Source organism: Bacillus cereus group sp. RP32, assembly GCF_040459735.1.
Classification (GTDB): domain Bacteria; phylum Bacillota; class Bacilli; order Bacillales; family Bacillaceae_G; genus Bacillus_A; species Bacillus_A wiedmannii.
This window is the reverse complement of record NZ_JARVHO010000001.1, coordinates 4,281,000-4,301,574: the sequence shown is the minus strand read 5'-3', so window position 1 is coordinate 4,301,574 and position 20,575 is coordinate 4,281,000. Positions and strand designations below refer to the sequence as shown.

Here is a 20,575-nt window from a genome sequence, read left to right as displayed (position 1 = left end):
GAAAGGGGGAGCATGCTTGAGGAAAAAAGTTGTAATCATCGGCGGTGGTATCACAGGATTAACAACAATGTATAACTTGCAAAAAGATATTCATGACAAGAACTTGCCGATCGATACATTACTTATAGAAGCATCGGGTAAACTTGGCGGGAAAATTCAAACCGTTCGAAAAGATGGATTTACAATTGAACGCGGACCGGATTCTTTCTTAGCACGAAAAGAAAGTGCCTCTAGACTGGCGCGAGAATTAGGTCTTGGTGATGAACTTGTAAATAATAAGGCCGGTCAATCATTTATCCTCGTAAACAATCGGTTACATAAAATGCCGAGCGGATCGATGATGGGAATTCCAACGCAAATTACGCCGTTTCTATTTTCCAGGCTGTTCTCCCCAATTGGTAAACTAAGAGCTGGTTTTGATCTATTAATGCCGAGATCAAAGCCAGTATCTGACCAATCACTCGGGCATTTTTTCAGACATCGCCTCGGCAACGAAGTGGTTGAAAATTTAATAGAACCATTACTATCGGGTATTTATGCAGGGGATATTGATGAAATGAGCTTAATGTCAACATTCCCGCAAATGTATCAAATTGAGCAGAAACATCGCAGTATTTCACTGGGCATGCGTACGCTTGCTCCGAAAGAAGAGACATCTGAACCGAAAAAAGGAATCTTCCAAACAGTGAAAACAGGTTTAGAATCTATCGTAGAATCTCTCGAAGCGAAGATACATGAAGGTACGATAATAAAGGGAACACGCATTGAAAAAATTGCAAAACTTGGTGATGCTTATACGATTACTCTTAGTAACGGAAAAGAAATAGAAGCGGACGCGGTCGTAGTGGCAAGCTCACATAAAGTATTGCCATCTATGTTCGCGCAGTACAAGCAGTTTCGTTTCTTCCGCAACATTCCGTCTACATCAGTTGCAAATGTGGCAATGGCTTTCCCGCAATCAGCCATTCAGCGCGATATTGACGGCACAGGGTTTGTCGTATCTCGAAATAGCGACTACACAATTACAGCATGTACGTGGACACATAAAAAATGGCCACATACAACGCCAGAAGGAAAAACGCTTCTTCGTTGTTACGTCGGTCGTGCTGGTGATGAAGCAGTTGTAGAACAAACAGAAGAGGAACTCGTTCAGCTTGTACTAGAAGACTTACGAAAGACGATGGATATTACAGAGGATCCTGAGTTTACAGTCGTAAGTCGCTGGAAAGAAGCGATGCCCCAATATACAGTAGGCCATAACGAGCGAATGAAGAAACTCACAACATTTATGGAAAAAGAGTTGCCAGGTATATACTTGGCAGGTAGTTCTTACGCTGGTTCTGGTCTTCCGGACTGTATTGATCAAGGTGAGAAAGCCGCAAAGCGTGTACTATCTCATTTGGAGAAAGTAATGGAGACGGAATTACTCGCACAATAAAATATAAGAAACGCCTTCAATCATATTGAAGGCGTTTCTTTTGTTATATAAAATACTTATTCGCCAATAAATATATATAAATTATTTGGCTTTATAACGGCATCTCCCGCATAAATAACCCATTCTGTTAAGTTTTCAAACTCTAACTGATAACTATTTCCCTCACTCATATTTTCTATAAAATATGGTTCATTAATGAGTATTCCTTGAATGAAATCTTCCGTAATGTTTTGCATTTCAAACCACATATGTTCACTTTTTCCTTCTTCGTAGGAGACACCAAACTTAGCAAGGAAACGAAAATCTTCATTTGATTGTTCAATGTGAAAAATATTGCTGAAATACCCGAAAGTATTCTTCGCATTGTAAGCCATACGATCGGTTTCACTATTTGTTTTATAGAACATGAGCCCTGTAGCTTCCTCGTGTTCTTTGAAAAAACTTTCAATATATTCTTCTGAAGTATTAAATTGGAATAAGAGAACGGACGGAGATTGATGGTATTCATCTCGGTCATCCATCCCGCCTAAGAATACGTTTTGTGCATCTATTGGTTGTAGTTTCACTTCTTCATCCTCGATTGAAGACAATTGATCCATACTCGTTTTATGCCCAATATAAGATAATCCCTTTTCCCACGGAACAGCTACTGTATGGATAGAACCTTGCTGACTATGCGCGATCACGATAGGCTCATTCATAGGGACTTGTCCATTCTCAACGGCATTATTAGCAAATGTTTGAAAGAGATCACCAATGCCGTAGTAGGACGAAATGCGATTTGGAATAATTAATTCTATTTCTGTTACGCCTGCTCTTAAAAGGCCATGTGTATGAAACCAATATTGCGTAGGCTCACCTTCTTTATCGTCTTCATAAACAGAATGAATAACATACAAGTCAGGAATGTCAGGTAATAATTCATTTTCAACGTGATATTCAATATAGCTTCTAGATATTACTTTCATTGCTGCACTTGAATCGATTACAAATAACAAATCTGGAGCGAGGTTCCATAAAAACTGTAACTGCTGGAAAAAGCAGTCCAGCACATCGCCTACAAATAGCGTACGAGCGAAAATTTCAGTGCCATAAGCAGCATCTTCAAAATTACGATTTACGATTGTAGAATCTTGTCTATTGTACATTTTATATTCTTCTGGATCGCTCGTTTCATCAATATGCAGTTCATACGGTATGATTGTTTCATCCATATGTAACTCAACAATAAGGCTTGTCTCATCACTGTAAATAATTTTTAATTCATCCACTTTAGTAGAGATAGTCTCTAGCCGCTGTTTTAACTGTTCAATCGTAATTCTAGTGGGTATAACGGCAATCATATCTGAAAAATGACGTTCTAATGTTCCATTCATAGCTGCGCGGTATGTTTCTGTTTGCACTTCCATCCAATCACTCCTATTCAAATGAATCCATTTTACATGCCAATTTAATTTCGATATTTTCTGTTTTCTCTCTCTACTATTATAGTTCGCATTCGTAGAAGGTGTAAAATTATTATTTTGTATTATAGTTTGAAAACGAGTAAATTAGATTAATTTTTTGTAAAACTTGTCGAAATATCATTCTATATAACGAATCATTTGATATGATAGAAATGCTGAGAAAATATGAAATAGGGAGAGGGAAATGACTGTGAAGAAATTGCTAAGTGTCTTTTTATCATTCATACTATTGCTTTCATTTACTGGAGCTTTAGTACAAGCAGAAGAAACGACTTCTATGTCAGTAGAAAAAGCAATTCAAGTATTTAAACAGCAAGGGAAAACGAAGGGGATAGTGGAAGGGTATATTGTTGGATATACGCAAAGTCCTTCTAAATACACGAAAGATCCGGCTAAGTTTGATGATACAAACGTAGCAATTGCCGATTCGCCAAATGAAACGAATCCAGACAAAATCATGCCTGTTCAGTTGCCGAAAGGTGATGTGAGAGCGGCAGTAAACGTGAAAGATCATCCTGAAAATATCGGGAAGAAAGTTAGTTTAACAGGGACGCTTGAATTATATTTTAGTAGCCCAGGTTTAAAATCGGTAACAGCTCATAAGTTTCAAGGGGAAGGACAAAACCGTGTTAGCGATGTAGTAGCTTCGCCTGGTAGTGGAGAAGTTGCGAAGGGAACAGCGGTAACATTAACAACGAATACAGAAGGAGCAACAATCTACTATACGTTAGATGGCTCTAACCCTACAAACAAGAGCGTTCGTTATAACGGACAAATTGTAGTGAATGAAAATAGTGTGATTAAAGCAATCGCAGAGAAAGAAGGGCTTACTTCTTCAGCGGTTTCAACATTTTCATTTATTATCGTAAATAATGAACCAGTTCGTATTCATGATATTCAAGGGAAATCACATATTTCTCCTTACAAAGGGAAGAAAGTATACAATGTGGAAGGCGGTGTAACAGCACTTGATAAAAATGGTTTTTATATAGAAGATAACCAGCCAGATAATGATCCAGCTACGTCAGAAGGTATGTACGTATACAAAAAAGATGCGAATGTAGCGGTAGGAGATCTTATTCAAGTTGATGGAGAAGTAGAAGAATATGTTGGACCTGGGTATGCAGAAAGGTTTGACACAGATTTAACGACGACGGAAATTAAAGCGAGCCGCGTTGCTGTAATCGCAAAAGATCAACCTTTACCAGCGCCGATTGTACTTGGAGAAAACGGTGTGAAAATCCCTGATCAAATTATCGATAATGATGCATTCGGTTTATTTGATCCAAATGAAGATGCAATCGATTTTTATGAAAGTATAGAAGGTATGCGCGTTACGATGCCAACGCCAAAAATTATTGCACCTCAGAAAAACGGAAATTTATATGTAACAGTAGAAAATGGCGGAAATAAAGTCGTAACGAAATATGGCACACCTTTATTAGATGAAAATCAATTAAACCCAGAGCGTCTTTCTGTAAAAGTACCTCGCGATTATGTAGCAAAAGTAGGAGATACTTTCACTGGAGATATAACAGGGGTAGTAGGATATGATTACGGTTCGTTCCGCATTGCGCCAATAACGGAATTACCATCTGTAGTGGACGGTGGATTTAAGCAAGTAGGGGCAAATATTCAGCCTCGTCTTGATAAGTTAACAGTTGCTACATATAACATTGAAAACTTCTCGGCGAATAAAAAAGAAACAACAGATGAAAAAGTAAAAGCGTTAGCGTATTCTATTAAATACAATTTAAAAATGCCAGATATTATCGGTGTAGAGGAAATGCAAGATAATAACGGAACAATTAATGACGGGACAACAGATGCTTCATTAAGCGCGAAACGTATCATTGATGCAGTTTTAGAAATTCGTGGACCGAAGTATGAGTATGTAGAAATTGCTCCGAACAATAATCTAGACGGGGGGGCACCAGGAGCTAATATTCGCGTCGGTTTCTTCTACAACCCATCACGAGTGAAATTAGCAGCAGTACCGAAGTTGCTTAATAAAAATGTCGTTCGCATTGGAGACGGAAACCCATTATTTGAAAGTACACGTAAACCACTTGCGGCAGAATTTACATTCCAAGGACAAAACGTTGTTGTCGTTGCAAATCACTTAAACTCAAAAATAGGAGATGCAACGCCATTTGGAAAAGTGCAGCCGCTCGTATTAAAGAGTGAAGAAAAACGAGTTCAATTAGCACAAGAAGTAAACAATTTCGTACAAGGTATTCAGAAAAAGAACACGAATGCACCAGTTGTTGTGTTAGGGGATATGAACGATTTTGAGTTCGCTAAACCAGTAAAAACACTAGAAGGAACAATCTTGAAAAATATGTTAAACACAGTGCCAAAAGAGAACCGTTACACGTACATTCATGAAGGAAATGCACAAGTGTTAGATCATATTTTAGTAACAAACAACATCGCACCACACACAATTGTAGATCCAGTACACTTAAACTCAAACATTATGAAAGAACATGGACGTGTAAGTGACCACGACCCAGTACTTGCTCAAATTGATTTGAAGAAAGCTTCTTAAATCGTTGTAAAAAACGCTTAGAAATATACTGAGCGTTTTTTTTCTGTAAAAATCATGTTAAAATTAATTAAAAATTCAGTTTTTTATAACAAGGAGGTTAAAGATGCAAGCATGGTTAAATGGAAAATTAATAAATCAGCTTGCAATTTTTTTTAGTACGATCGTCATGCTACAATTTGTAGCTGATGTAACAGGACTTACTCAAAATTTAGACCTTACGTATAACTTAATACATACAGCCTTGTCCTATGTAACGTTTAGTTTGGCAGTGATTTTTACTTTAATAGGTGCAAGGAGGGAATTAAGTAAATATGCAATTATTTCATTATGTTTAGTTGTAGGTATTAAAGCGATGTACTTTGCGGTAGTCGTTATTTTATGGGGATTGGCAGGTACGCCGTAAAGGGGGGGAGGATTATATGAGTATAGAAAATAGAAGGTTGATAGATGTAACTGAGAATAAGAGCGTAATTCTCTAAGCTAGCTTAGGGAATTACGCTCTTATTCGTTCAACGATTTAGTTTGAAATTGCTTGAAATGCTTTTCTACACCGTTCTCTTTTTTGTATTCTTCTTCTATATTTTTTTCTATCCCGCTTTACTCCTTGTATATACATAAATAAGCTAACGAGAAGGAAGAAAGTACATTGCATCATTAAAATGTACGGTGACATGCCTTGTAATGGTTGTTTCGGATCATATAAATGAATAGGTGCTCCGCCTATTGAAGGAAGTATTGTATTTAGCAGGACGTACGGAATGGAGGCAACTGCAAATGGAAAGAGAATTGCCATATAGTCCTTTTGTGACCATACAGATGCAGCAAGTCCTAAAAGGGCCATTAAACCTGCAAATAAAAAATTAATTCCGATATATACGGTAATGTAAGTGAGAGGCGCATCTAAATATAGGTTTGCGAACATTCCATCATCATTTATGATGCCTGAACCAGCCGTAGGTGTTCCGTCTGGAATGGTTAATTTGCAAAATAATAACGATAAAATAAATGGAAGCGTATAAAGAAATCCTCCGCAAAAAAACGTAACGATATATTTCGTTACTGAATAAGGAAATATAGAAATCCCCTTGCTCACAAACGGTTTAAAACCATCTGACTTATCCGAATTGTAACTTGTACTAAAGGGGATACTCGCAATAACTGGCATTAATAATAAATAAACATCCATTTCATTGTCGCGAAATCCAATCCATTTTATATCTGTTGATATAGGACCATTCGCTGCGTCTCCTAAATAACGAATGACATAGTAATAGTGATAAATACAAATAAGAACGAATCCACTAAACATCATAATTAAAGAAATACGACTACAAAAAGCTTGCTTTATATTTAAACGAAGCGCACGCATCATGACTGAAAAAGCCTCCACTATTTTGATAAACTTGTCTATTTTCTATATTACTATTAAATGTAAACATTTTCTTGGTTTTTTATTTGATTATTTGAAAAAAGGGAAATTCGTTGTCGTTAAGTAAGGTTTAACTAAAATTATATTTTCTAAAATATGGTTGACAATTAAGTATTACGTTTGTAATCTTAATTGTAGATTACAAACGTAATACTGAGGAGTGAAATATCTATGACAAATCAATTACCTAAAATATCTGAAGCGGAATTAGAAATTATGAAAGTACTTTGGTCAAACTCTCCACAAACAGCGAATGAAATTATAGAAGAACTAGAAGATGCAATGGACTGGAAACCGAAAACAATCCGTACATTAATTAATCGGTTAGTACAAAAGGAAGCTGTTTCTTACCATCAAGATAAAGGGCGCATGTATGCTTATTATCCGTTAGTATCACAAGATAATTATTTGCAAGTTGAAACGAAATCTTTGCTAAAGCGTTTTTGCGGCGCAGCGTTTAAGCCATTACTTGTTAATTTTTTAAAAGAGGAAAAATTGTCTTCAGAAGATATTAATGAACTGAAACGCATTTTAGATGAGAAGACAGAGGAGAACAAGAGGAAGGATAGATAAAAATGATAGATATGCTTATAAATGTATACCTTCCTCATTTTTTTGATTGGCTTATAGAAACGTCACTTATGGCTAGCATATTAGTTGGATTTATTTTATGTATAAAAGTACTATTTAGAAATAAATTAACGCCCCGATGGCAATATATGCTGTGGATCGTACTAATGATAAGACTCCTTTTACCATGGTCACCAGATAGTTCTTATAGTATTTATTCATTACTTTCTTATAGTTCTAGTGTGTCGGAAGTTATTCAGAAAAATACACCTTCACCTGAGAATACAGTGAATGACGAGATGCAACATACAGTGGAATTAGAACAAAATGCTGAAACTGTGACAAAAAATAGTGAACCTGAAGTAAACGTGAGTTCGGAACAACAGACTGCATTGTCTTTATACAAAGTTGCTCTATATGTTTGGTTAGCTGGGGTGATCATATTAGCAGTCATAACGTTTATTACAAATAGACGTTTATATTCTTACATAAAAAAACAACCGGATATTACGGATAAACAGGTCGCTACAGTGTTTAATCGCTGTAAGCAGTCTATGAAAATGAAGAAGACAGTTTCACTACGTTTAGCAGGAAAGATTGCGAGTCCAACTGTTTTTAGTTTCTTTCGTCCGAAAGTATTACTATCAAAAAAACATATGAAAGTATTAAATGAGCAACAATTACAGTATGTCTTTTACCATGAGTTAGCTCATATTAAGAGAAACGACGTAGCTGTAAATTGGATTATGTACAGTTTGCTCCTATTAAATTGGTTCAATCCGATTCTTTGGTACGCCTATTTCTGTATGCGAGAAGATCAAGAATTAGCCTGTGATGCATATGCACTTACTTTTATAGATAAAGAGGAGCAAATTGCATACGGTCATACAATTATTGCGCTTTTAGAACATTATTCCTATCAAGCACCAAGCCTAGCAAATTTAAGTAGAAATAAACGAACATTAAAAAGGAGAATCGTTATGATTAAAAAGTTCCAAAAGAAATCGTATCGTCTTTCTTTACTTGGAGTTATTGCTATAGCAGCTATAGCAGGCGGATTTTTATTAAATGCAAGGATAACTGAGGGGGATGAAAGACAGAAAGAAAAGGTTGTAGAAAAAAAGCAATCTAAAGCGGCTTTTGAAGAAGCGATAGAAACAGTATTAGGCACACCGGAGAATGCAAGTAGAGAATGGGGGATGTCAATAAAGTCATATAAAATGAATACAGATTTTTTATATTTGGCAGAAAAGAATTTTACAAAAGAAGAATTTGAGCAGTATGTTCAATTATTTAAGGAAGCCCAAGAAATTCGTAAAAAAGCAATGGTTAAGAAAAATGTGCCTGAAAATTATGATGGAGATACAAAGGAATATAAACCTGAACGCTTGAAGAAAGCTGATCAGGAAAGACTAGCTACTATTGAGAAGACATTAAAACCGCTTGGAGAAAAGCTGGAGAAATCTTTAACATATACTATAGAAGAAGCGAAAAATCATGTGCCATTTCAAATTAAGCAGCCGGCTTATATACCTGAAGGTTATGAGTTAAAGAGAGAATGGGCTGATTCATATTTTGGAAGAGATATAGAATTAGTTATTAAATCAGAATATAAAAAAGGGAAATATGGTTTTACAATTTATCAGTCAAGAATGTATGCAGGTAGTAATAAGGATCCACTACACTACATGATGCCTGGAGAAGAGAATCTAGAAAGTTATAGTTTAGACGGGAAAGGAATGGTCTATAATAAATCTTCTCATGGAGAGGGTAAGTTAAAAGGGCTCAAAATGTTTGTACCAGCACAAGGTAAGAATAGTGAGTATCAAATTGTCATAGTGAATGATATTTTTACAAGAGATACAAAGATATACGAAGAGATAATCGGTGATGAGCTAACTAAGAAAGAGATGGAGAAAATATTACTTTCTATGTCAAAATAAAAGACAGTGTTCTTAAAGTTTTGGTTTTAAGAACACTGTCTATTTAATTAGATTTTTAGAGTGATCTATCCAGCAATTATTATGAATATATTCTTGCTTTCCATATAAGCATTCTTTTTGATACACTATGGACAGTGTTATATAACTTGACTGGAATTTTTTTATACTGGAAATAATAAAAAAGAGAACTTGTATACAATGTAAGCGTGTGGTAATATCAAAGATGTACTGATTGACTATATTATCCAATTGGTCATTTTTGGAGGTGACGATGTGGCGATAGATCGAAAACGTTCTATTATTGAAGCTGCAACAAAGTCTTTTTCAGCGTTCGGTTATAAAGCAACAACGATGGATCAAGTAGCGAAGTTAGCGAATGTAGGAAAAGGAACGATTTATACTTTTTTCAAAAATAAAGAAGAGCTATTTGGCGAAATTATTTCTAATTTAATTACAGAAATGAAGCAAGTTGCAGAGAATGCAATTCGTTCAGATGTTTCATTTTTTGAAAATGTACATAGAGCATTATATAGCATATTAGAATTCAGAAAAGAACATCAGCTCATGATTAAGTTAATTCAAGAAGAGCGCGATATGGGAACGAAAGAAGTACAAGAAGTGATGCAACAAGTAGATGTGGAAATCGTTTCTGTCATTCAATCGTATCTAAAGATTGCGATTGAAAAAGGTGAAATTAGCAAATGTGATCCAGAAATTACAGCATTTATTATGCTTCGCTTATACGTATCGCTTATTTTTGATTGGGAAAAAAATCATGAACCGCTAGAAAAAGAAAAAATCGCAGAATTATTTGAACTTTATTTATTAAAAGGATTGTCAAACTAAGATAATCCTTTTATTATTATAAAAAGTGACCGAGTGAACAAAATGGTCATATATTTAATTTAAGGAGGGAAAATAGAAATAGTAATTTCATATTGAGTAAAAGTTGCATAGTATAAATTCGGGGATAAGGCATATGTATGAATAAGTATAGCCTTTTTATTTGGGAGAAAATGACCAAATGAACAATTCGGTCATTTAGAAAAGGGGGAGAAATGATGAAATGGAATCAGTTGCTTCGTAAAGAGTTTACTGAAATTATAAAAAGTAAAAAAATATTAATTCCAATTATCGCGGTATTATTCGTACCAATTTTATATGCAGGTATGTTTTTATGGGCCTTTTGGGATCCGTATAAACAGTTAGATGATTTACCAGTTGCGGTAGTCAATTTAGATAAAGGTGCAGTATTTGATGGGAAACCAATTGAGGTCGGAAAAGGGCTCGTTGATAACTTAAAAGATAATACAAGTTTCAAATGGGAATTTGTAAGTGAAAAAGAAGCGAAAAAAGGAATGGAAGGTAGAAAGTATTACATGCTAGTACGCATTCCAAATGACTTCTCAAGTAACGCTACAACGTTATTAAAAGATGATCCAAAACCATTAAACTTAGAATACATTCCAAACGAAAGCTTAAACTTCTTATCTTCACAAATTGGCGGAACAGCAATTGAAAAAATTAAAGGTGAAGTATCAAGTACGTTAACGAAAACATATGCAGAGAAAATGTTTGATTCTATTCAAGACGTCTCAAAAGGATTAGCAGATGGGGCGGAAGGAGCAAATAAACTACACGACGGATCAAGTGAGCTGCACGATGGTTCAAGTAAAGTGACAGATGGCCTTCATACACTTCAAGGGAAGTCTGGGGAGATGAAGGATGGAGTTGGGAAACTATTTGATGGATCTGGGAAAGTGACAGCAGGTTTAAATACGTTAAATAGCAAAACAGGTGAGATGCAAACAGGTATCGGAAAGTTAGTAGATGGCTCCGGAAAAGTAACAGATGGTTTACATGTATTAAATAGCGATGCCGGTATCGGAAAATTAGTAGATGGCTCCGGAAAAGTAACAAACGGTTTAAATACGTTAAATAGTAAAACCGATGAAATGAAAAAAGGAATTAGTGAATTGCATGATGGATCTGAGAAAGTAACAAACGGTTTGAGCATATTGATAAGTAAAACAGGCGAATTAAAAACAGGAACAACTGAACTATCAAATGGTATGGAAAAACTTGCGGGAGGGCAAAGTCAATTAGAGAAAGGTTCTCAAGAGATTCAAAAGGGTTTGCAAGAGTTAAATAATAAAGTACAAAACTCTGTTGCAGGATTAGGGGAAATGCAGTTGAAAGTTCCTGCTATATTGAATACAGTAAATGAGAAAATAGATGGTGCTGGGGCGAATGTAAATCAGTTAAATGAATTTACGCAATCAACAGCAGGAGATGCAAAAACTGCAGCGCAAGATGTAGCGAATTTACAAAAGCAAATTGAAAGTTTACCAAAAGAATATCAAGAGCAGTTACAACCATTCATAACAAGTGCCGTAAAAAGTACAACGACAGTTCAGCAAAAAGCTGCCGGAGTAGCAGGTGGAACAAATAAATTAAATGAAGAAGTAAAACAATTAAAAGGTGAAATCGGTGAAAAGACAAGTGGGATGCAAAGCAAAATGCCGAATCCGGAAGATGTAGGAAATTTAACGAGTGGTATTAAAAAATTAACGAATGCACAAAGCGAATTTGTAAGTAAGTTTCATGGATTAGGTGAAGGATTAGGTAATGCTAAAGTAGGTGTAGATCGATTAAAAAACGGATCAGGGCAATTAATTGATGGTGTAAATCAATTGTTTGATGGATCTGGAAAGGTAACAGAAGGCTTAGGTACATTATCTGTAGGAGCAAACCAAATGGCAGGTGGTGTAAATCAATTAGCAGATGGCTCAAGCCAAGTAACAGGCGGTTTAGGTCAATTATCTGTAGGCGTAACGAAATTAGCGGATGGTTCAAGCCAAGTAACAGGCGGTTTAGATACATTATCTGCAGGAGCAGGTCAAATGTCAGGCGGAATAACGCAATTAGCAAATGGCTCTGGCCAAGTGACAACAGGATTAAGTACATTGTCAACAGGCTCAACCCAGCTAATCGACGGCGTAAATAAACTAGCAGACGGATCAGGAAAAGTAACGGATGGCCTCGTAAAAGTAAATGATGGTTCCGGTGAACTTGCTGAGAAACTTGGCGAAGGGGCAGAGAAAACTGGTGAAGTAAAAGGAACCGATAAAACGTATGATATGTTTGCAAGTCCTGTAAAAGTGAAGACGGAGAAAATGGCGGAAGTTCCTAACTACGGAACTGGATTTACACCGTATTTCTTATCACTCGGTTTATTTGTTGGGGCGCTACTATTATCTATCGTATATCCATTACGTGATACAGTGGGCGTTCCGAAATCTGGATTTAGTTGGTTTATTAGTAAGTTTGGTGTACTACTATCAGTTGGTATTATCCAAGCGATTGTAGCAGATATTATATTACTATTCGGATTAGGTGTAGAAGTACAAAGTATTCCGTATTTCATACTCTTTAGCATCGTTACAAGTTTAGCGTTTATCGCATTAATTCAATGTTTAGTAACAGCATTCGGTGATGCAGGGCGTTTCATCGCCATCATCACATTAATCATTCAGCTTACAACAAGTGCTGGGACATTCCCACTAGAATTGATTCCGACGTTTTTACAGCCATTCAATGCTTGGTTACCGATGACATACTCTGTATCAGGATTGAAAGCAGTCGTATCAAGTGGAGACTTTAACTTCATGTGGCAAAACATAGGAGTACTCATGATTTTCATCGTTGTATTATCACTTGGAACAATTGCATCCTTAACTTGGATGCACAAACGACAATTTAGAAATATTGCGGAAAATCAATCAGTTGAAGCGTAGAAAAAAGCACCTTTTTGGTGCTTTTTTTATTTTAATGTAGGGCTAAATAAAAGGACAGGAATTGCAACCATTTGAACAGAAGTATAGTACATAGGAGTTGATATGATGAAAGGAAATCTTACTTATTATTTTATCGTAAATCCGCTAATCATCTTTCTTGTTTACGCCCTTTCACCTATCTTGTTTCATAAAGAAAAATATATAAATATGAAAGATGCACTAGGAATACTTTTAGTTTACTATGTGCTAATTAGCGGGTATTACCTTATGGATGTTGTAAGTGAAAGAATGAAGAAGAATAGTAAGGACAAATAATAAAGTTTCATGGCATAAAAACCGATGGAGGACAACAAAATGACTGAAAGTGAAATGAAATTTCGTGATACAACCATTCGTAACTTTTTCGATAAAGAGGACCGCCTAAAATCGATTCCAGGTCAAAAGAAGAAAAAACTAGTATTGTTGGAGCATTTAATTAGCAAATTAAATGCTGAAAATCAATATACGGAAAAAGAAATTAATACATTTATAAAACAATATCACAATGATTTCTGTACGATTAGACGTGAGTTTATTGTGCACGGGTTTATGGATCGAGAGGATAATATGTACCATATAAATGGGAGAGAAGTGTGGACGAAGTGGGAGGAGTTAAAATAATGAATCAGCGGGGAAATCCCCACTGATTACGAGTTTAAGCTAGTTGTGCATTTTTTTTAGTAAGTCTAAGAACTCTTCAATATTTAAACTTGTAATGTATCCCAACGTTATATATTCATCTTCATAGTAAAATATTATTTTTTTATCAAAGATTCTTTTCTTCGTTTCTATAGATACAATTTTTTTATACTCGAATTCGGCAATGAATGTATTTTTAGACTTTCCATAAAAGAGAAGCCTTCTATCAGTAGCCAGTAGCATGCCTGGATGCGGAACTTTATGCGTAATCATATAGCCAGTAAGTGAACAATTTAAAGTAGATATAATAACTTCGTCTTTGTGTAATAGTTGTTTTGCAGCTGTTAAGATTGGATTCATTGTATACATTCCTTTTATTTTGATATATGAATATTTTATCAAGAGTAAAAAGATTCTCAATATGTAATATTGCATATTGAGCGTTTTATAGTTGTAATATTATTTTTAAAAAGAAAAAGTACGAGGTGATTCAATGATACGGTTAGCAAAAGAGGTTGATGCAGAATCAATTATAGATATTAGAAAAGAAATTATATTATCGGAAACTACTACAAAGTTTTTCATAGTATCTCCAAAGAAGTTACCAAATGATATGAATGCAGAAAGAGAAAAGATACGGAAAAGCAATGAAAAAGGTAATCTTTACATAGTTTATGAAGTAGATAAAAAAGTGGTTGGCTTTTTAATTTTCAATCGATATGAACTAGAACGCTTACGACATGCAGGTACAATGGGAATGGGGATTAGGGAGGCGTACTGTAATCAAGGCATTGGTACGAAACTAATTGAATTTCTTATTAGTTGGGCTAAAGAGCAGAAAGGTTTAGAGAAAATTTGTTTAGGCGTAGTTTCTGTTAATGATAGAGCGATTAAGGTGTACAAACGTATGGGATTTGTAGAAGAAGGAAGACAAAGAAAACAAATTAAATATGAAGATGGATCGTATGGAGATGACGTATTGATGGGTTTTTATATAGATTAAAATTTGATTTTATAAAGGACGTATTAATAAGCTGATGTATATACGTAATGTTATGTACATCTTTTTTATGCCTACTGTAAACTTCTAAAAGCAGTATCAATTCTCCTCCCATTAACAGACTTTTCCCTATGTATAATATTAATATAGTAAAATCATATCAACCCATATTGCAGTTTCCAATAATATACTATATAATCAGTTTAAGAAAACGTTTTCATGCAAAGGGGGAGGATTTCGTGTCGACTATAGAGGACGTGGCGAAATTAGCGGGGTTATCAAGGACAACGGTTTCTAGGGTGATTAATAATCATCCATATGTTTCAGATGAGAAGAAAAAAAGGGTTCAATTAGCAATGAAGCATTTAGGTTTCGTTCCTAATTCTGCGGCGAGAAGGCTTCGTAAACAAAAGACGGAAACAATTGCGGTGCTAGTTCCAAGGATTACAAATCCTTTCTTCAGTAGATTTATCGAAGCAATCGAGATTGCTGCTTCTGAACATAAATATAAACTGATTATTTGTCAAACAAGATATTTACCGGAAAAAGAGATGGAGTATTTACAATTATTATCTACGAAGCAAGTAGATGGGATTATTCTATGTTCACTAGAAAATCCATGGGAAGATGTAGAACCATACTTACAGCACGGTCCAATCGTGTTATGTAATGAATATATTGAGGAAGCAAATGTTCCAACGGTGAAGTTTGACCATGCACAAGGAGCATACATAGCTGCGAAGCATGTGTTAGAACAAGGATATCGTAATCTTATTTTTTGTCGTGGTAACGAAACCAAAGTGGTTAGTCAGCAGCGAAAAATGGGCTTTTTACGTGCAATAACTGAGAAGAGCCGCCAAGTAGAAGCGATCGATTTTCTTGAAAACGCTTTCTCTTGGGAAGATGGAAAACGAATATTCCATGAAGTATTAAAGGACAAAAAAAATCCTACCGCGATTTTGGCAGGAGGCGATGAAGTAGCAGCTGGAATTATTTCAGAGGCGAAACGCCATGACTGGAGCATTCCAGATGATCTCGCTGTTATCGGTTTTGATAATCAAATTTTATCACAGATTACAGAGCCAGGTATTACAACAATTGAACAGCCAATCGATGAGATGGCCCGAAAAGTTGTCGACCTGATGATGGATAAAATCCATACGAAAAATTATCGAAAAAAAGAATTGTATGAGTTTGAACTGGAGCTCTTGGTGAAAGGTTCGACGATGAAGAAGGATACGATGTTATTAGCCTAGTAGACTATGTCTGCTAGGTTTTTTTATGTTCACAAACTACTATTCTTCGTGAACGCAATCGTCACATTTGTTATGGTATGCTTCGTGCTGCTCATCAATTTCTTTCCCGCAATGTGCACAAGTTTTTGTCGGTAAATTTCTGAAAAACTCCATTGGTTGATCGATCATGTCAATCCCTCCATTTCCATTTCTTACTATCATTGTATTAGTACAAAAAACAAAAGTCAACAGCTGTTTTATAACAAAAGTGAAAAATAATGAAAAAGTTTAGGAAATGGATTATAGTTAACAATGTAGAATGTAAGTGAAACATGCATTCCTACTCGGTTTTAGAAAGGATGGATACATATGAAAATGACTGTTGTCGGCTTTTGGGGCGGCTTTCCAGAAGCGGGAGAAGCAACGTCGGGGTATTTGTTTGAACACGATGGTTTTCGTTTACTTGTAGACTGTGGTAGTGGTGTACTAGCACAGCTTCAAAAATATATAACACCATCTGATATAGATGCAGTAGTACTGTCACACTATCATCACGATCATGTTGCAGACATTGGGGTATTGCAATATGCGAGATTAATTACGAGTGCGACAAAGAGACAACTACCGGAATTACCAATATACGGTCATACGTTTGACGAGAATGGATTCCATTCTTTAACGCATGAACCACATACGAAAGGAATCGCGTACAATCCAGAAGAAACACTTCAAGTTGGACCGTTCTCGATTTCATTCTTAAAAACTGTTCATCCTGTTACATGTTTTGCGATGCGTATTACAGCTGGTAGTGAAACTGTAGTATATAGCGCTGATTCCAGTTATATTCCTGAATTTATCCCATTCACAAAAGATGCTGATCTTTTCATCTGTGAGTGTAATATGTATGCACATCAAGAAGCAGCAAAAGCAGGACATATGAATAGTACAGAAGTGGCAAGTATTGCGAAAGATGCGAACGTAAAAGAGCTTTTATTAACGCACTTACCGCATACAGGCAACCCATCTGATTTAGTAACAGAAGCAAAACAAATTTTCAGTGGCCATATTACGCTAGCGCATAGTGGTTACATTTGGAACTCATGAGGTGATATGATGTTATTTATTGATAATAAAGGGGTTACAGATCCTAGAATAAACTTAGCAATTGAAGAATATTGTGTGAAGAATTTAGATATTAACGAAACATATTTACTGTTCTACATTAACGAACCTTCCATTATCATTGGTAAAAACCAAAACACAGTAGAAGAAATTAATGCAGATTACGTAAAAGAACAAGGAATTCATGTCGTTCGTCGTCTATCAGGCGGAGGCGCAGTATATCATGATTTAGGAAACTTAAACTTCAGCTTTATTACGAAAGATGATGGAGACAGTTTCAGCAACTTCAAAAAATTCACAGAACCTGTAACGAAAGCGCTTGGTAAATTAGGTGTAAATGCAGAACTAAGTGGTCGTAACGACATTTTAGCTGAAGGCAGAAAAATTTCAGGTAACGCGCAGTTCTCAACGAAAGGTCGTATGTTCAGTCACGGTACGTTACTATTTGACTCTGAAATCGATCACGTCGTATCAGCGTTAAAAGTAAAAATGGATAAGATCCAATCAAAAGGAATCAAATCAATCCGTAGCCGCGTTGCGAACATTACAGAGTTCTTAAACGAAAAAATGACGACAGAAGAGTTTAGACAACTTCTTCTAGAAACAATTTTCGAAGGGGAAACAGAAATCCCGACGTACGAATTAACAGAAGAGGATTGGAAAGAAATCCATAAACTATCTGAAGAACGTTACCAAAATTGGGACTGGAACTACGGAAAATCTCCGAAGTTCAATTTACAACATTCACACCGCTTCCCAGTTGGACAAGTTGACGTTCGTCTTGAAGTGAAAAAAGGAACAGTAACAGAATGTAAAATTTACGGTGACTTCTTCGGTTCATTAGATGTGCATGACATTGAAGAGCGTCTAACAGGTGTACAATTTGATAAAGATGCATTCACTGTAGCTTTAGAAGGCGTAGATATTAAACGCTACTTCGGTAATATTACAACAGAAGATTTCTTACATTTATTCTTCTAAAAATAAGGGAGGCTGCCGTAACGGGCAGCCTCTTTTTTGCGTAGATTGTCACGTTTTGTCGGTAAGTCGATATATTTGGAAAATCGCCGATATAATTTCATTTACCATAAAATCACAGGACATTTGCCCCTTATAAAGGAATATATATATTCAAAAGGAGGCGAATTGAAATGAGAAGGGTAATGTACGTTGCATTATTGCTCAGCTTCGTCATCGGAATGACAGCCTGTAACGATGAAACTTCCTCAAGTCGCACACTTTTATCGATTGGAAGGCCAGGGAAGGATAATGTCATATATTTTACGCATACGGATAATAAACGAAAGATAGATGATATACAAACTATGTTTCAAAATAAGAAATGGAAAAGAAATGAAGCCTTTAGTACGGTGAATAAAACGCCAGATCTTGTCTTGTCAATAGATGAGGCCAATACCGGGTTACCGACATTGTATGTTACATTGTTTTTTCATGAACACGGAGCGGATGCAATCAACTTGTATGGGGAGCATACGAGCTTGAATAAAAAGGAATTAGAAAAACTTAGTGAAAAGATGAGTGCATATTATCCTGAAATGATTTTAGCCTTAGTTTCATAATGTGTAGGCACATAGAATTCCCTTATTTTTCTAAAGTGAATCAACAGGAGGTGATCCTTGTATATGCAGTTAATGAAATATCACTTGCCACTTTAATTTTCTTTTAATATAATTAATTTAGAATTTTTAAATATTCTAAATTTTATAAAGGTGGGGTTTGTGTGAATCTCGTTCAATCTTTGGCTGAAACGGCGAAAAAGAAGGGGGATAAACCGGCTTATATATTTATGGATCAGTCGGTCTCGTATGACCAATTAAACAAAATGGTCACAAGGTTTTCTAGCAATTTAGCAGAAATGGGCATTGGAAAAGGGGACAATGTCGCATTAGTTGTTGGAAACTCACCACATTTTTTGGTCGGTTTATACGGAACAATGAAAGCTGGAGCAACTGTCATTCCAGTTAATCCAATTTATACAGCAGACGAAATGCATTATATTTTACAAAATGGAGATGTAAAAACAATCATCGTACTCGACGTCCTTCTACCTGTTATACAATCTCTTACAACAAGACTTCCTTCACTTGAAAATATCATCATATGCGAAACCTCATCAGATTTTAACCATACAGAAACCGAAAAAATGAAAACGTTTACGAGAATGATAGGGGATGGAGATTTAACTTATGAAGGCCCAGAGCTAGATGAAGAAGATGTAGCGGTTATTCTATACACTTCAGGCACAACTGGAAAACCGAAAGGTGCTATGTTAACACATAAAAATTTATATAGTAATGCGAGCGATGTGGCGTCATATTTACAATATACGGCTGATGATCGCGTCGTTGCGGCACTGCCGATGTTCCATGTATTTTGCTTAACAGTGGCGGTCAATGCACCAATTGTGAACGGAGCAACTATTTTAATGTTACCGAAATTTAGTCCGAAAGAAGTATTCCGTATTTGTCGCACGTACGAGCCAACGATTTTTGCTGGTGTACCGACGATGTACAATTATTTATATTTATTCGAAGAAGCAAGCGCAGAAGATGTGCAGACGCTTCGTCTTTGTATTTCAGGTGGTGCGTCAATGCCAGTTGCTCTTCTGCAAAACTTTGAAAAACGTTTTGACGTAATCGTTTCAGAAGGATACGGTTTATCAGAAGCATCACCAGTTACTTGTTTTAACCCGCTAGATCGTCCGCGTAAACCTGGGTCAATCGGTACAAATATTTGGCATGTAGAAAATAAAATTGTGAACGAACTTGGGGAAGAAGTACCTGTCGGTGCAGTCGGTGAATTAATTGTTCGCGGGCCTAACGTTATGAAAGGATACTATAACGCGCCAGAAGATACAGCAGCGACATTGAAAGATGGTTGGCTGTATACAGGTGACTTAGCGAAAATGGATGAAGAAGGTTACTTCTATATCGTTGATCGTAAAAAAGATATCGTCTTAGTTGGCGGTTATAACGTATACCCTCGTGAAGTAGAGGAAGTATTGTATACACACGAATCTGTAGCAGAAGTTGTCGTAATTGGCGTTCCTGATGAAAACTTAGGAGAAGCAGTACGAGCATACGTCGTTTTGAAACAAGCTAACGTAACAGAAGAGGAACTTATGCATTATTGCACATTACATTTAGCAAAATATAAAGTACCAAAGAGTATCGAGTTTTTAACAGAATTACCAAAGAATACGACAGGTAAATTGTTAAGAAGAGCGTTAAAAGAGAAAGCGATGCAAGTTTAAAAATGGGGGGGCAACCATCTTTATGAAGGTGGTTGCCTTTGTATTTTTTAGAATTGGTTAAGCTATAGCACC

General features: G+C 35.9%; 19 protein-coding genes. 15 read left to right on the top strand and 4 right to left on the bottom strand.

Features of this window, described 5'->3' with window-relative positions:
* Positions 1–16 precede the first annotated feature (16 nt).
* Positions 17–1,438 (top strand): protoporphyrinogen oxidase, encoded by a 1,422-nt coding sequence (gene hemY / locus QCI46_RS22165; protein WP_353841400.1) that lies wholly within the window; start codon positions 17–19, stop codon positions 1,436–1,438.
* Between the two features lie 56 nt (positions 1,439–1,494).
* Here hemY and QCI46_RS22160 read toward each other — a convergent pair whose 3' ends face one another.
* Complete coding sequence (locus QCI46_RS22160; protein ID WP_353841399.1) at positions 1,495–2,847, bottom strand: DUF4026 domain-containing protein; 1,353 nt, start codon at positions 2,845–2,847, stop codon at positions 1,495–1,497.
* Positions 2,848–3,088: 241 nt separating this feature from the next.
* Between QCI46_RS22160 and QCI46_RS22155 the strand changes: the two genes are divergently transcribed.
* The gene (locus QCI46_RS22155) at positions 3,089–5,455 is read left to right on the top strand and encodes a DUF6359 domain-containing protein (protein ID WP_353841398.1); all 2,367 of its coding nucleotides are present in this window, start codon (positions 3,089–3,091) and stop codon (positions 5,453–5,455) included.
* Positions 5,456–5,558: 103 nt separating this feature from the next.
* Positions 5,559–5,858, top strand: a complete 300-nt coding sequence (locus QCI46_RS22150; RefSeq protein ID WP_353841397.1) for a hypothetical protein — start codon at positions 5,559–5,561, stop codon at positions 5,856–5,858.
* A 114-nt stretch (positions 5,859–5,972) separates the two neighbouring features.
* On the opposite strand, the gene QCI46_RS22145 is transcribed toward QCI46_RS22150, so the two are convergent.
* Positions 5,973–6,827, bottom strand: coding sequence for a hypothetical protein (locus QCI46_RS22145; protein ID WP_353841396.1), 855 nt, complete (start codon positions 6,825–6,827; stop codon positions 5,973–5,975).
* A gap of 228 nt (positions 6,828–7,055) precedes the next feature.
* Between QCI46_RS22145 and QCI46_RS22140 the strand changes: the two genes are divergently transcribed.
* The 6 genes from QCI46_RS22140 (at position 7,056) to QCI46_RS22115 (ending at position 13,854) form a co-directional block, all read left to right on the top strand.
* Positions 7,056–7,457, top strand: a complete 402-nt coding sequence (locus QCI46_RS22140) for a BlaI/MecI/CopY family transcriptional regulator (RefSeq protein ID WP_000184503.1) — start codon at positions 7,056–7,058, stop codon at positions 7,455–7,457.
* A 2-nt stretch (positions 7,458–7,459) separates the two neighbouring features.
* The gene (locus tag QCI46_RS22135; protein WP_353841395.1) at positions 7,460–9,397 is read left to right on the top strand and encodes a M56 family metallopeptidase; all 1,938 of its coding nucleotides are present in this window, start codon (positions 7,460–7,462) and stop codon (positions 9,395–9,397) included.
* Between the two features lie 273 nt (positions 9,398–9,670).
* Positions 9,671–10,243, top strand: a complete 573-nt coding sequence (locus tag QCI46_RS22130) for a TetR/AcrR family transcriptional regulator (protein ID WP_000963378.1) — start codon at positions 9,671–9,673, stop codon at positions 10,241–10,243.
* 215 nt (positions 10,244–10,458) lie between these two features.
* Entirely contained in the window at positions 10,459–13,194 is a 2,736-nt protein-coding gene (locus QCI46_RS22125) for a YhgE/Pip family protein (RefSeq protein ID WP_353841917.1), read from the top strand.
* Between the two features lie 102 nt (positions 13,195–13,296).
* Entirely contained in the window at positions 13,297–13,509 is a 213-nt protein-coding gene (locus tag QCI46_RS22120) for a hypothetical protein (protein ID WP_353841394.1), read from the top strand.
* Between the two features lie 39 nt (positions 13,510–13,548).
* On the top strand, positions 13,549–13,854 hold the full coding sequence (locus QCI46_RS22115; protein WP_353841393.1) for a DUF2087 domain-containing protein: 306 nt from the start codon (positions 13,549–13,551) through the stop codon (positions 13,852–13,854).
* A gap of 39 nt (positions 13,855–13,893) precedes the next feature.
* Here QCI46_RS22115 and QCI46_RS22110 read toward each other — a convergent pair whose 3' ends face one another.
* Positions 13,894–14,241 (bottom strand): PH domain-containing protein, encoded by a 348-nt coding sequence (locus QCI46_RS22110; protein WP_353841392.1) that lies wholly within the window; start codon positions 14,239–14,241, stop codon positions 13,894–13,896.
* 124 nt (positions 14,242–14,365) lie between these two features.
* Between QCI46_RS22110 and QCI46_RS22105 the strand changes: the two genes are divergently transcribed.
* Both QCI46_RS22105 and QCI46_RS22100 read left to right on the top strand, forming a co-directional pair.
* A complete protein-coding gene (locus QCI46_RS22105) occupies positions 14,366–14,875 on the top strand; it encodes a GNAT family N-acetyltransferase (protein ID WP_064476871.1) in 510 nt (169 codons plus the stop codon).
* Between the two features lie 236 nt (positions 14,876–15,111).
* Positions 15,112–16,128: a LacI family DNA-binding transcriptional regulator gene (locus tag QCI46_RS22100; protein WP_087984685.1), complete on the top strand. Its 1,017-nt coding sequence runs from the start codon at positions 15,112–15,114 to the stop codon at positions 16,126–16,128.
* Between the two features lie 39 nt (positions 16,129–16,167).
* Here the strand turns inward: QCI46_RS22100 and yhfH are convergent, their stop codons facing one another.
* Positions 16,168–16,296, bottom strand: a complete 129-nt coding sequence (gene yhfH, locus QCI46_RS22095) for a protein YhfH (protein WP_000567010.1) — start codon at positions 16,294–16,296, stop codon at positions 16,168–16,170.
* 180 nt (positions 16,297–16,476) lie between these two features.
* Between yhfH and QCI46_RS22090 the strand changes: the two genes are divergently transcribed.
* The 4 genes from QCI46_RS22090 to QCI46_RS22075 all read left to right on the top strand — a co-directional run bounded on the left by QCI46_RS22090 (position 16,477) and on the right by QCI46_RS22075 (position 20,503).
* Complete coding sequence (locus QCI46_RS22090) at positions 16,477–17,211, top strand: MBL fold metallo-hydrolase (RefSeq protein ID WP_353841391.1); 735 nt, start codon at positions 16,477–16,479, stop codon at positions 17,209–17,211.
* 9 nt (positions 17,212–17,220) lie between these two features.
* Entirely contained in the window at positions 17,221–18,210 is a 990-nt protein-coding gene (gene lplA, locus QCI46_RS22085; RefSeq protein WP_353841916.1) for a lipoate--protein ligase, read from the top strand.
* A 170-nt stretch (positions 18,211–18,380) separates the two neighbouring features.
* Positions 18,381–18,809, top strand: coding sequence for a hypothetical protein (locus QCI46_RS22080; RefSeq protein ID WP_098115920.1), 429 nt, complete (start codon positions 18,381–18,383; stop codon positions 18,807–18,809).
* 161 nt (positions 18,810–18,970) lie between these two features.
* Entirely contained in the window at positions 18,971–20,503 is a 1,533-nt protein-coding gene (locus QCI46_RS22075; RefSeq protein WP_353841390.1) for a fatty acid--CoA ligase family protein, read from the top strand.
* Positions 20,504–20,575: the final 72 nt, after the last annotated feature.